This window comes from Microcoleus sp. FACHB-68, assembly GCF_014695715.1.
GTDB lineage: Bacteria > Cyanobacteriota > Cyanobacteriia > Cyanobacteriales > Oscillatoriaceae > FACHB-68.
Genome location: NZ_JACJOT010000001.1, coordinates 315,741 through 328,452 on the forward strand (window position 1 = coordinate 315,741; position 12,712 = coordinate 328,452).

At 48.0% G+C, this 12,712-nt stretch carries 13 protein-coding genes; 6 read left to right on the forward strand and 7 right to left on the reverse strand.

The window, feature by feature from the left end; genetic code table 11:
- Window positions 1–39: 39 nt before the first annotated feature.
- The 6 genes from H6F73_RS01210 to H6F73_RS01235 all read right to left on the reverse strand — a co-directional run bounded on the left by H6F73_RS01210 (window position 40) and on the right by H6F73_RS01235 (window position 5,233).
- Window positions 40–1,107 carry a CAP domain-containing protein gene (locus H6F73_RS01210; RefSeq protein ID WP_190756999.1) on the reverse strand — a complete coding sequence of 356 codons (1,068 nt, stop codon included), beginning with the start codon at window positions 1,105–1,107 and terminating at the stop codon, window positions 40–42.
- Between the two features lie 285 nt (window positions 1,108–1,392).
- A complete protein-coding gene (locus H6F73_RS01215; RefSeq protein WP_190757000.1) occupies window positions 1,393–1,902 on the reverse strand; it encodes a MogA/MoaB family molybdenum cofactor biosynthesis protein in 510 nt (169 codons plus the stop codon).
- Window positions 1,903–2,019: 117 nt separating this feature from the next.
- Window positions 2,020–2,355 carry a photosystem II reaction center protein Psb28 gene (gene psb28 / locus H6F73_RS01220; protein ID WP_190670908.1) on the reverse strand — a complete coding sequence of 112 codons (336 nt, stop codon included), beginning with the start codon at window positions 2,353–2,355 and terminating at the stop codon, window positions 2,020–2,022.
- 141 nt (window positions 2,356–2,496) lie between these two features.
- Complete coding sequence (locus H6F73_RS01225) at window positions 2,497–3,984, reverse strand: DUF1565 domain-containing protein (protein ID WP_190757001.1); 1,488 nt, start codon at window positions 3,982–3,984, stop codon at window positions 2,497–2,499.
- Between the two features lie 296 nt (window positions 3,985–4,280).
- Window positions 4,281–4,940: a hypothetical protein gene (locus tag H6F73_RS01230; RefSeq protein WP_347239443.1), complete on the reverse strand. Its 660-nt coding sequence runs from the start codon at window positions 4,938–4,940 to the stop codon at window positions 4,281–4,283.
- Window positions 4,941–4,960: 20 nt separating this feature from the next.
- On the reverse strand, window positions 4,961–5,233 hold the full coding sequence (locus tag H6F73_RS01235) for a DNA-directed RNA polymerase subunit omega (RefSeq protein WP_190757002.1): 273 nt from the start codon (window positions 5,231–5,233) through the stop codon (window positions 4,961–4,963).
- A gap of 441 nt (window positions 5,234–5,674) precedes the next feature.
- On the opposite strand from H6F73_RS01235, the gene H6F73_RS01240 reads away from it, so the two are divergent.
- The 5 genes from H6F73_RS01240 (at window position 5,675) to H6F73_RS01260 (ending at window position 11,632) form a co-directional block, all read left to right on the forward strand.
- Window positions 5,675–6,397: a GDSL-type esterase/lipase family protein gene (locus H6F73_RS01240; protein ID WP_190757003.1), complete on the forward strand. Its 723-nt coding sequence runs from the start codon at window positions 5,675–5,677 to the stop codon at window positions 6,395–6,397.
- A gap of 81 nt (window positions 6,398–6,478) precedes the next feature.
- Window positions 6,479–7,600, forward strand: coding sequence for an ABC transporter ATP-binding protein (locus H6F73_RS01245; protein WP_190757004.1), 1,122 nt, complete (start codon window positions 6,479–6,481; stop codon window positions 7,598–7,600).
- Window positions 7,601–7,673: 73 nt separating this feature from the next.
- The gene (locus H6F73_RS01250; RefSeq protein ID WP_190757005.1) at window positions 7,674–8,486 is read left to right on the forward strand and encodes an ABC transporter permease; all 813 of its coding nucleotides are present in this window, start codon (window positions 7,674–7,676) and stop codon (window positions 8,484–8,486) included.
- Between the two features lie 63 nt (window positions 8,487–8,549).
- Window positions 8,550–10,316, forward strand: a complete 1,767-nt coding sequence (locus tag H6F73_RS01255; RefSeq protein WP_190757006.1) for a Gldg family protein — start codon at window positions 8,550–8,552, stop codon at window positions 10,314–10,316.
- A gap of 134 nt (window positions 10,317–10,450) precedes the next feature.
- A complete protein-coding gene (locus H6F73_RS01260; protein ID WP_190757007.1) occupies window positions 10,451–11,632 on the forward strand; it encodes a DUF4340 domain-containing protein in 1,182 nt (393 codons plus the stop codon).
- 20 nt (window positions 11,633–11,652) lie between these two features.
- On the opposite strand, the gene H6F73_RS01265 is transcribed toward H6F73_RS01260, so the two are convergent.
- Window positions 11,653–11,817: a hypothetical protein gene (locus H6F73_RS01265; protein ID WP_190757008.1), complete on the reverse strand. Its 165-nt coding sequence runs from the start codon at window positions 11,815–11,817 to the stop codon at window positions 11,653–11,655.
- 126 nt (window positions 11,818–11,943) lie between these two features.
- On the opposite strand from H6F73_RS01265, the gene H6F73_RS01270 reads away from it, so the two are divergent.
- A complete protein-coding gene (locus H6F73_RS01270; RefSeq protein ID WP_190757009.1) occupies window positions 11,944–12,660 on the forward strand; it encodes a heme oxygenase (biliverdin-producing) in 717 nt (238 codons plus the stop codon).
- Window positions 12,661–12,712 lie beyond the last annotated feature (52 nt).

Genomic DNA, 12,712 nt, shown 5'->3' on the forward strand with positions numbered 1-12,712 from the left:
CGAAGCTTAAGTTCGCCCTGGCAGCAGGAGAAATGCAGTTTAAACTCCTAGAAAATCACTCGAATTCAGTAAGGAAGCTTCAACACCGGGTAGTACAGCCAACAATTGACCCGTCGTTCCATTGAGAATCTGTGTTTCTAATTGGCTATCTTGAACGTATTCATCGAAGCCTTGAATCAACTGAAGATTAGCAAAAGATACGCCTGCCGGCAACCCGATAAAATCTTCTCCATCGGTGTAGTAAATAATATCAGGGGCATCCTCTCGCAAAACATAGACATCAGCACCGGCACCCCCAATTAAAGTATCTGCACCCAAGTCTCCATAGAGGTAGTCATTACCGGCTTCTCCAAAAAGCGAGTCATTGTCTTGTCCTCCACGTACGGTGTCGTTGCCATCTCCGCCATAGACTTGATCGTTCCCTTTGTTGCCGTTTACCATCCGATCATCACCGGCACCTCCCATCACAAAATCTTCATTTTGACCCCCAAGAATTATGTCGTTGCCGGCATCGCCATTAACAATATCGTTGCCAATATTGCCGTTTGCATAGTCATCGCCGGCAGCACCACTCACCGTATCATTGCCACCTAATCCTAAAATGATGTCATTGCCGGTGCCGCCTGTAAGCACATCACTGCCATCAGTCCCGATGCTTTGAATGGGTGTCGGAGTAGGCGATGGTGTTGGAGAAACCCCGACGCCTTGCCCAAAAACTTGTGTCCAGTAGTAGTTCCAATTTGTGCTGCCGGTATCATTGGCAAGATAGTAGAAACCAACCCCAATTTCGTTAATATTAGGATTGAGAATGTTTTCCCGATGTCCCGAACTATTTATCCAACCTTCTATCGCTGCTTCGGGTGTAGAGTAGCCGACCCCAATATTTTCCCAACCAGAGAAACCTTGATACCCTGCTGCTTGATTGCGAGTCGATGCTGTAGAACCATCTAATCCTGCATGATTGAAATAGTCTTGCAGCGCCATATCCTGGCTGTGGCTTTGAGCGGAAGCTGCCAACTGGCTGTTTAATTGTAGTGCCGGCAACCCTGCTTTACTGCGCTCAATGTTGGTGAGTTCTACAATTCGATCAATAAACGCTTGACTCATAAGAAATGACCTTTTCTGCCTACAAACAATTAGTTTTTCAAAGGCAGACGCACACTGTCATTAATTATTCAGAAATCATTACCGCTCTCGAAGCGCCGGCAATTTTAAAGGTTTCTGAAAATTAATTTATATACTAATTATAGCACTCTATATAAAACTTGCAAATTTTACTAATTCTATAAAATTGCAGAGTTTAGCCGGTAAGCCAAATTTCTAAATCAGTCTGCAGAATCGATGGGGGATCTCTTACTATTCTATCGCGGCGATTTTTAATTGCTTGAACACTCAAGAAGGTTGCCGCAATTGTTTGACTAAATGAATTAATTCAGGTATAATTATCTTCTCAACAGCGAGCTTCACTGCACCCGACGAACCGGGAATCGAAAACACTAATTTAGATTGAAAAACTCCAGCAATCGCACGCGAAGCGATGGCACGCGACCCTATTTCTTGATAGCTTAACCAGCGAAATATCTCGCCAAATCCAGGCAAAGTTTTTTCTAATAAGCCGGCAATCGCATCATAGGTTGTATCTCGCTTAGCGATGCCGGTGCCACCATTAAAAATGACAACATCCAAATCAGCACGAGCGCTTAACGCTTGCAGCCGTGCTTGAATTTGCTCAGGCTCATCTTTAACGATGGTGTACGCTCCCACTGTATGACCGGCATCAATCAGCAACTGCTGAATCAACTGGCCACTTTTGTCAGTTTCTAGGGAGCGCGTGTCACTAACCGTAATGACAGCACAATTCACTGTCATTTTATCTGAGTCGGGGTGAGGAATTTCCACCATCGTATATCACCAGCGCTAAGCCAGAATAAAACGTTGAGACGTAAGAATTGAGAATTTTTTCGTCATTCTTGATTGTCCTGGGAACTGGGGCGAGTAGCCCTTAAGTTCGCCGGGAAATCAAGATTTTGTGAAACCTAAATCATTTTCTTCAGCATAGCGTTCCATGAAGCGCATAAACCGCTCCCAATCAGCCGGCGATCTCATCACATAAATCGCTTCTAAGGCTTCAGGTTTGCCATTGACAAATGTGGCTTTGACTTCCCGCGTGTAAAGTTCGCCTTCTTCATCAATCAAGTACATCCCCGTAATCTCATCGGTGCTATCTTGACTGAGCGCCTTCGGATTTTGAAAATAAAAGGTAGCGGCCCCATTGCTGCCATCACGAGAACGAGTCAGCCGCACATCAGGCACCGCGTCTTCTGTAATTCCCTTTGAAAATTGTATGTGAGCCATAATTCCGCAATCGAACTTTATAGAAGGGCAATGTAAGTATCTTTCCATCATAAAACTCAAGGGCGCACACAGCAGTACGCCCTTCATTTCTTGATCCCCGATTCAGCGGGATCAACATGAGTGAGAAGTCCCACCCCTTAATTAAGCGGTGACGATATAGCTAGAGTTGATTGCAGTAGCCTTGCCGGTGGCAACCAACGCTTGATAAGCAAGTGCTGCAACCTCAGCGCGAGTTATATCCCGCATTGGGTTGAGTTGCTTCACTTGCGGATAATTAACCACAATGCGTTTTTCAGTCGCAGATGCCACTTTGTCTGTGGCGTAGCTGGGAATCTGGGCGCGATCACTATAAACTAACAACGAATTCGGATTACCTCCGCCTAGTTGCAAACCACTCATCAAAGATACAATTGCCTGCACGCGAGTCAAATTATCATTGGGGCGAAACGTCCCATCTGGGAAACCAGCGATAAAGCCCATCTCACTTGCCTTTTTAATCGCTGAGTAGCCCCAAAAATCAATCCCGATATCTGAGAATGTGATTGCCGGTTTCTGCGCCGGCAGGTTAAAAGTCTTAGCAATCAAGGCGGCATATTGGGCGCGAGTTATATTCGCTTCTGGCTTGTAAGTGCCATCGGGAAACCCGCTGATAAACCCTTTGGCAACCATTGCTTCGATGAAAGCTTGCGCCCAGTGACCGGCAATATCTTTTAAGCTGACAGGTGCCGGTGCCGGCGCTGGGGTTGGAGTCGGGGTAGGTACAGTATTAGATACAAAATCCACCAATCCCTTAACTCGCGTCGGATTTAGCTGATTTCCCACAGAAATGAGCTGGGTTGATGTGGCATTTTGCAAATCGTACTGGCCATTACCGCGCAAGATATTGCCACCAGGATCTTGACTGTTGCCTAAGTCAGGGAAGGATTTAACCGAGACATTGACACCATCTTGCTGATTTTTCTCGATTAAATTTTTGCGGAGTACCGGCTTTGCTTCACCATTGAGTACCAACCCGATGCGATTCTCGAATATTTGGTTATCTGCCACTAAAGGGGCTGCATTTTCACCGATCGCTAGCCCGTAACCTGTTTTTTTAAAGACGTTGCGCCGTACTTCCCCCTTGGCGGTTCGTACAAAGGAAATGCCATTGCCGGTATTCTGGACAAAAATATTATCAATAACGAGGGGCTGCGCTGTGCCGGTGGCATAGATGCCTTCACGGGCGCAATTGGTAAAGGTATTGTTAGCAATGGTGGGATTTGTCGATTCAACCCAGACGCCGGTGCCGCGAGAGGCGCTATTTGTTACGGTTACTCCCCGCAGTTGGGCTTGATTTTCTAGCCGAAGTGTGACGTTTTGATCTGAAAATGTCGGGCTTTTATAAACTCCACTGCCTTCAATTAAAATATCGCTGCCTTTTTTAGCTTCGTTGCCGGCAACTGTAACCCCCGATGGGATAAGAAGGGGAAACACTTCACCACCGGCAGCCCTGTAAGTGCCGGCTGCTAACTGAATGGTGGTGCCGGTTGCTGCTTGCTTAAGTGCTTTAGAAAGCGTTTTCAAAGGGGCAGACTGTGTGCCGGCAGCCGAATCGTTCCCGCCGGCTGGGTTGACGTAAAGCGTGGGCATAATTTTGCTTGCTACAGAATGGGTAGACGAAAATCACCGGGTTAAGGCGACAAATTAAGGATCTATTATCCGGGGCACCCTGCTCTCATCTGTAGAAATTAAATTTACTTATAGCTAAGAGATGTTGAGGGTTTAATCATTAAGATGCCGGTGTCCCGTCAAATCTGTATTGATTTCAATCGATTTCTCAGCCCATCCGGAAGAGTAAGGCGGCGAACCTCTGTAGCAAAGAAGAAAGGGCAGAGCATCAGCGTATCAATGTTTATCTCAAACCAGAGATTCTATGCCCCTACCGATCACTTTTGATGCTTGAGCAGATCCGCATCTCCCGCTTGAGGCAAGGGTTTGCGGTTCGGTGTTTGTGGGATATCGGGTGCTGGATTCGGAGCCGGTTCCGGTTCCGCGATATTTTCATAATTGGGATTGAAGATCGTCACGAGAGCTTGAATCAACGCATCGCGCTGGGTGCGATCCAACCGGCTAATCACCGCGCGATCCTTCTCCATCGGGTTTTCTCGCAAAACATCGCGCCCTGGATACACCGTCTCATCTATTAACTCATTTGCGCCTAAATAGTCTGCCAGCGTGAGTTTCCAATCCAACCGATAGTTAGGAGGACGCCCTTTTACATATATGTGATACCGGATCAAGCGACTGACGAGCGTGTTATCCGGATCGACTTTTCCTGTCTCCTGGTTGACATAATCGTTTTCTAGGGGAAAATCTGGCAAGCGCTGGTATACTTGCGCCCCCGCCTGAACTGCTGTTGCTTGCTGAGCAAAAACCGGCTGGGGACGCAGCATCCCAAAGTTTCCCACCTCTTTCAGGGCCGGTGTCGCAACAGTTAGAGCGACAGCAAGCACTGCCATAACCGCCCAACGCCACCTTCGCTGCTGAGTGCTGAAAGCCGGCAGCCATTTGGTTTCAGTCCATTGCTTCCTGATGCTTTTCCTCACTCGATCCCCACTTTCCGGTTCTAACGTGTGCCTTCTCGTCGTCCAATCATGGCGGTTGAATCAGGCTCGTCGCCAATAATTTCCGGTTGAGTCAGCTCATCCGACATCTCTATAATCGCTCGAAGCACCGGCTTCATCATCGGATCATCTGGATTATCAAAGTCTTCATAGCGCCGGCGTTTGGCGCGGTTCGCCACCTGCACGGTAATCCGGTAGCGATTGGATGCCGCACCAATCAGCTCTTCAGCCCGCCGCATCAGTTGAGTGGTATCAAAAGGAGAACGCTTAAGCATAAAAATTTTGAGTTGTTGGACGCCCAATCTATATTATCAGGTGTTTTCAAGAAGATTTTGAGGCTTCCTGACATCACCGCCCCATTCTCACTCTGATTTGCTCTGTCAATTTGAATTTCTTATGAAACCCTTATAAAAACCGCTTTACCCCAGACACTTAGTTTGCATTTTATAAATCACAGCCCATCCCATGCTATCCTTGCATAACTACAATGCAATGAGCGCATTTCTTTGTAATTGTAAAGTTACAATGCAATTTAGGTGCATATACTTTTAGGGAACAGCCGATGAAAGACCAAATCGAGGGACATTTGTGCGATAGATCTCTTTTTTCGCCAGGTTTTATGTAGATTTTTATAGTTAAATGAAGATTTGAAAACGATACAATCCAACGTTAGAGTCTAGTTTAAATGGTTGTTACGTTAAAGTTGTAGTTTTTTCATGCAAACCCTAGAAATTCCTGTTTCTAAACCCTTACAGCAAGCCAATCCCCACCCACTCAAGATCGTTGCCTTGGGGGATAGTATAGTCTATGGATTCGGCGATCCGGAAGGGGGCGGCTGGGTAGAGCGGTTACGCCGGCGATGGATGTTCCCCGACAGCGCCGGCCACGTGCTTTATAATCTAGGCGTGCGCGGTGATAGCGTCCGTCAAGTCGCTGGACGGTTAGAAATGGAGTTCCGGCATCGCGGCGAACTCCGCAATCGATTACCGGATGTGCTGCTTTTATCTGTCGGCTTGAATGATTCCGCTCGGTTATCTCGACCTAATGGGCGAAATTATGTTGAGTTTGATATGTTTCAAGCAGATTTGGCCAACTTGCTAGACTTGTCACAAAGATTGTGTCCAGTATTGTTTGTTGGCATGGTGCCGGTGGATGAAACAAAGATGCCATTTTTAAATTGTTTCTACTTCAATCACACCGATCAGTACCGTTACAAAGAAGCCACGCGGCAAGCTTGTTTAGAGCGTCAAATTCCCTATCTAGACATTTTCGATCAGTGGATGGCTCGTGGCGAAGAATGGCAGAGATCGCGTTTAGGTGCGGATGGACTGCATCCAAATGTCGCCGGCTATCAATCCTTACTGCAAGATGTTCTTAACTGGAAACCGATTGCTGAACTGGCGGCAAAAAAACAAGAACCTCATTTCGTTAATTTTTAAAGGCGAACCACTCATCGTTGATCACCATTAGCGTAGAGTCATTAGCCGCAAACAAATGACAATTTAAAAGCTAGACTCTAAATGATTGAAGTTGAGCATTTAAGCAAAATCTACGGCTCGACACCGGCAATTCAAGATGTCACATTTGCCGTGCCGCAAGGGGAAATTTTAGGGTTTTTAGGGCCAAATGGAGCCGGAAAAACAACAACGATGCGGATTTTGGCTGGATATCTGCCGGCTACAACCGGAACCGCTCGAATTGCCGGCTTTGAAGTGCATGAAGATTCAATGGCAGTGCGGCAGCGGATCGGTTATCTGCCCGAACTGCCGCCGCTTTACCCGCAAATGACAGTTGAGGGATATTTGTATTTGGTTGCAAGACTTAAGCAAGTGCCGGCAGGGGATCGGGATCGGCAAGTAGAATCAGCCTTGCAGCGTTGCAATCTTGGCGAAAAGCGCAGAGTTTTGATTCGCAAGCTTTCTAAAGGCTTCAAGCAGCGAGTTGGCATCGCCCAAGCCATTGTTCATGATCCGCCAGTGATTATTTTAGATGAACCCACAGTCGGACTTGATCCCCGCCAAATTATCGATATGCGGAATTTGATCAAAAGTCTGGCCGGCCAACATACGATTATTCTTTCCACCCATATCTTGCCGGAAGTCAGCATGACGTGCAGCCGGTGGGCCATTATCAATCGTGGGCGCGTCGTGGCGACTGATACCTCAGATAGCGCTGCCGGTTATGAATTGGAGTTAGAAGGAGATATCGCGGAAGCTCAGCAGCGGCTGCAAGCCATACCAGGCGTGATTTCGGTCGAACCGATCCGCACTGAACGCGCCTTGGAAAATCGCCACCGGCTGCGGGTATTATCCCGATCTGGCATTGAACCGGCACCCGATATTGTAGCGGCGTTGGTGGCGGCAGGGCAGAATTTATACGAAATGCGACGCACCCGCACCAGCCTAGAAGATGTATTTTTAGAAGTGACCAGAGAAGAAGAACCACCGGAAATTGAAGATGCCGGCGGTGAACAAGTGTCAGAAACGTCAGAAGTCGTAGAGAGGGGCGAGGAGTCGTCTGTCCGAGATTTGGGTGGGGAAATCGCTGAAGAAACGCCAGCAAGTGAATCTGCCGGTGTTGAAGCAGCGCCCAAGACACCAGAAAATAAAGATGACGATGTCCGCTCAGACTTGTGGGCGTGATGCTGGTGTAAAGCTCAGACAAGGGTAATTGATTTTGCCCAGCTGCATTTTGACTGTGGAAGCGGGGCTGTAAATGAAAGTAATGCTCGGAAATATTATCGCGATTTACCGCAAAGAGTTACAGAACTATTTTGTCTCGCCGGTCGCTTATGCGATCGCCGGCTTCTTTTGGCTGATCGCCGGTGTATTTTTTACAGCGATTTTGCTGGGGGAAGAAGGCGTAATTCGGCAAGCGGCTTTAATGGATATTCAGGTACAGCAAACCGGCGTTGTGATGCCGCCAGTGGATGTGCCTTATCAATTTTTGCAGTTCTTTTTAGGATTTATGGGGCAGTTATCACTGTATATCTTGCCGATTCTGTCAATGGGCTTGTATGCAGAGGAACGCAAAAGCCGTACCTTAGAACTGCTAGCAACTTCACCGATTACAAACTGGGCGGTAGCAGTAGGTAAATTATTGGGAGTGCTAACCTTTTTTGCCACCATGATGCTGCCGGTGTTGGCGTGCGAGTTAATCGCCCTAAGTGCTGCAAACCCACCCATGCCACTGAGCGTTCCCCTGTTGGGCCACTTAGGGTTGCTGTTGCTAGCCGCCAGTGTTTTATCCTTGGGAATGTTTATTTCTTCTCTAACAGACAGCACGATTTTGGCGGCAATTATTACATTTGTCGTGGTTGTATTCCTATCCGTTATAGATCTACTCGCAAGCGGAGTAGGTGGCCCCGTTTGGCAGGTACTAGGATCGCTATCCTTGCTTAAACCCTACTCGAATTTAGTGCGAGGGGTCGTTGATACGAGCAATTTGGTTCTATTTGCAAGTTACATTATTCTAGGCGTATTTCTAACGGCTCAATCGATTGAAACGTTGAGATTTCAGCGCTCTTAGTTTTGCCCCAGAATTAGGGGATTTGGGATGGGGCAGTTGGAACTTTAGGTGGATTGACACCCGATGAAACAGTTGAAAAATTTTTGGAAAAATGGCGGTTTTTGGATAGGCCCGTTTTTGATTGTAATGGGCTTAACGGCTGCCTTTGTTTCAGGCAGTTGGCTGCCTGTGCCGGCAGCACTGGCAATTGCCGGCATTGTAATTTTAGGGTTGTGGCTGTTGTCTCAAGCCCGTTTGGTACTGGGCTTTTTGGGTAAACGCTCCACCCAAGCCGGTACGAATGCTGTGGCGGCTACGCTGTCAGTGCTAGTGATTTTGGGGATCATTAATTTTTTAGCCAATCGCTATTTAGCGCGAGTGGATTTAACAGAAAATCAACTGTTTAGCTTAGCCCCTCAAACTCAGCAATTGGTGAGTAATTTAGAGCAACCTGTGAAGGTTTCGATCTTTGATCGGGTGCCCAATCCTTCAGACCAATTATTGCTGCAAAATTACCAACGTTCGGGAGGCTCGAAGTTTAGTTATGAGTATGTTGATCCGCAACTGCAGCCGGCGATAGCGCAAGAGTATGGGGTGACGCGCTTTGGAGAGGTGCATCTCAAATCAAACGAACGGCAGCAGTTTCTGGGAAATGTTGACTCACAGAGTCGCTTAACCGAAGTAAAACTGACCAATGGGATCGCCCAAATTATCAGCGATGAAAAAACTAAAGTTTATTTCCTTCAAGGCCACGGAGAGCGCTCTCTAAAGCCGGCAGATGGGGGAATTTACCAAGCGGTTAAGTCTTTAGAAAACAGAAATTTTATTATTGAATCGCTCAATTTAGCTGAGCAACCAGATGTGCCGGCAGATGCAGGCGTGATCGTGATCGCCGGCCCAAAACGGGCGCTATTTGAAGGTGAGGTAAAAGCCTTGCGGCAATATCTGCAACTAGGTGGCAGTGTGTTGGTCATGGTAGATCCCTCGACCGATCCCAAGTTAACCGCACTGTTGCAAGATTGGGGCGTCACCCTCGATAATCGCTTGGTCATCGATGCTTCGGGACAGGGGCAGTTGGTGGGATTAGGGCCGGCTGAACCTCTGATTACGAATTATGGCAATCATCCCATCACCAAAGATTTTAGTGGGGGTTACTCGTTCTATCGAGGGGCGCGATCCATTGAAACGAACGAGGTGGCGGGGATTGAGGAAACTCCCCTGCTCATCACCAATGAGCGCAGTTGGGCGGAAAGCAACCCGAAGAACCAGCCATTAAAGTTTAATACTGAAACTGATCGCCAAGGCCCACTCACGTTGGGAGTGGCATTGAGTCGAAAAATCGCACAAGATGGGTTGCCGGCAGCAAAACCCTCGCCGGCAGTAACAGACAAGCCAAAGGCGGAAGCGTCCCCATCGCCAACACCAACAGAATCACCGGCAACGGAAGCATCCCCATCGCCAACGCCAACAGAATCACCGGCAACGGAAGCATCCCCATCGCCAACAGCATCGCCGGCAACACCAACGCCAACACCAACCCCAACGCCAACACCGGCAGCCGGTAAGCCGGCGCAGACAAATACAGAGGCTCGAATGGTTGTCTTCGGTAACTCTGAATTTGCCACAGATGGTGTGTTCGAGCAGCAGTTAAATGGAGATGTTTTCCTCAATTCCATTAGCTGGTTGAGCAAGCAGGATGCACAAACGCTTTCCATTCGTCCGAAAGAAACAACTAACCGCAGAATCGCAATGACTGCAGAGCAAGCCTCCTTACTCGATTGGTTGTCTCGCAGGATTTTACCGGCTGTCGGTTTGCTTTCAGCCGGCGCTTTATGGTGGAGCCGGCGCTAACAAGTTTAGATTTTAGATTTTAGATGCGAGACTTTTTATCCCATTTAAAATTCTAAAATCAGAACTTGACATTCAACTATATTTGTGCATAGAAAGCTTACTAAACCCTAACAATTTAACCGTCAGAATTCACCATGAAATTGCAGCGATCTACTCTAATTCTGATGCTCTCGGCAGTGCTTTTGGGTGGGGTTGTTTACGTTTATGAGGTTCAAGAGGCTCCTAAACGGGAAGCGGCAAAGACGAAGCAGCAGCAAATCTTTTCCTTTCGGGAAGATGACGTGCAATCTCTGAGGGTAAACACCCCAAAACAAACCCTAGCGTTTGAGCGAGTGAGTCAGAAAGAGCCGGTAAAACCAGGGGAACCGATCTGGATGATGACGGTTGTAGATTTGGCAGATCAACCGCAGCCGGCTCCAGCAGCCTGCCTGCCACCGGCTCTAACCCCAGCCGCAAAACCTGGACAAACTCCAGCCGCCACTCAAACACCCGGTACTAGCCAAAATCCAGCCACCTGTGAGCCATCGGCTGGCGGCGGGGTATTTGCAGCATCACCCACGCCGGCAACAACAGCATCACCAACGCCGGCAGCAACAACTTCACCAACGCCGGCAGCCACAACCGAACCTACGCCAACAACTTCACCAACGCCGGCAGCCACAACCGAACCTACACCAACAACTTCACCAACACCGGCAGCAACAACCTCACCCACAGCATCTCCCAAGCCAACAGCCTCTCCCACACCTGCCGTCTTACCCAAGCCAGGGGCTAAATTGCCGGCAAGTGACGCATCAGTGGCTTACTTGTTAAGTTTACTCAGCAGTAGTAAAAGCGCTCGCACGATCGTGATGACGAACCCAGCCAAGCAGCGCCAAGAGTTTGGTTTAGATGAGCCGGTGGGGACTGTAGAAGTCAAGCTCAAAAATCAGCAAACCCATCGCCTAATTTTGGGCAAGCCGGATTTTAATCAAAGCTTCTTGTATGCCCAAGCCAATCCCTCAGAGAACCGGCTTGAAGCGATTGAGGTGCTGTTGGTGCCTACACATTTGGAAACTGCGATTGATCGACCCCTCTTAGAATGGAAAAAGGAGGACAAAGACTCTAAACCACCTGAAACCACCCGTAAGGATAAAAAACCGCAGAATCCTGCTCAAGATAAGCAACCTCAAGGCACTTCTGAAGATAAAGCGCCTGCCGGTGCTTCTAGCACTCCTAAAAATGCTGAAGGCGCTGTTAAAAATCCTGATGGGAATGCCGAAAAATCTCCTCCAGTTGAGTCGCCACAGCCAGATTTACCCCAGCCGAACGAATAAGGACTTGCTGAGGTTTGGCTTTAAATAGAAGTGCCGGCGCAAGTCAAAAACTCACCATAACAGGCTAGCAATGCTTGGCCTATTCGATCTGCGTGGAACCAAGCATCAGACGAGTTTGCTCGTAACTGTAAACCGGCAGAAAAAGCTCTTTTCCAAGCACCGGCAGCCTTTTCCAGATTCCCCAAGCATTTGCTTCAGAAATCTTAATGAAATTTCTCATCAAATCGCTTTAACCTAACAATTTGGGGTGGCTTTTTGACTTTGGGCCGCATCAAACGTCCTGCACCGTCAATTTTGTTGAGAAATTTAGCATGAGCAGTAATCTAGCGACCAAATTGCGTGAGGGCACTAAGAAGTCCCACACGATGGCAGAAAATGTCGGATTTATCAAGTGCTTCTTAAAAGGCACCGTTGAGAAAACCTCTTATCGGAAGCTCGTCAGCAACCTCTACTTCGTCTACTCCGCAATGGAAGAAGAGATGGAACGCAACCGGCAGCACCCGATTGTCTCTAAATTTTACTTCCCTGAGTTGAACCGCAAGGCCAGCTTAGAGCAGGATCTACAATACTACTACGGCCCGAATTGGCGCGAACAAGTAGCTCCCTCACCGGCAGCTCAAGCTTACGTGCAGCAAATTCGCAACGTCTCTAACTCTGCTCCTGAACTCTTAGCCGCTCACTCCTACACTCGCTACCTGGGTGACTTATCAGGTGGCCAAATCCTCAAAGGCATTGCCCAACGGGGAATGAACTTAACAGAGGGTGAAGGCACCGCTTTCTACGAGTTTGCAGAAATTCCTGACGAAAAAGCCTTCAAAGCCACCTACCGGCAGGCAATGAACGATTTGCCTATTGATGAAGCCACTGCAGATCGCATTGTCACTGAAGCGAATGATGCCTTTGGCATGAACATGAAGCTTTTCCAAGAATTAGAAGGCAATTTGATCAAAGCAATTGGTCTCATGCTCTTTAATTCTCTAACTCGCCGCCGCGCTCGTGGCAGCACCGAATTAGTAACAGCCGATTAAATTCTGAATCAGGCTCGTTGAATGTTGGATTTTAGATTTTGGATTTTGGGTT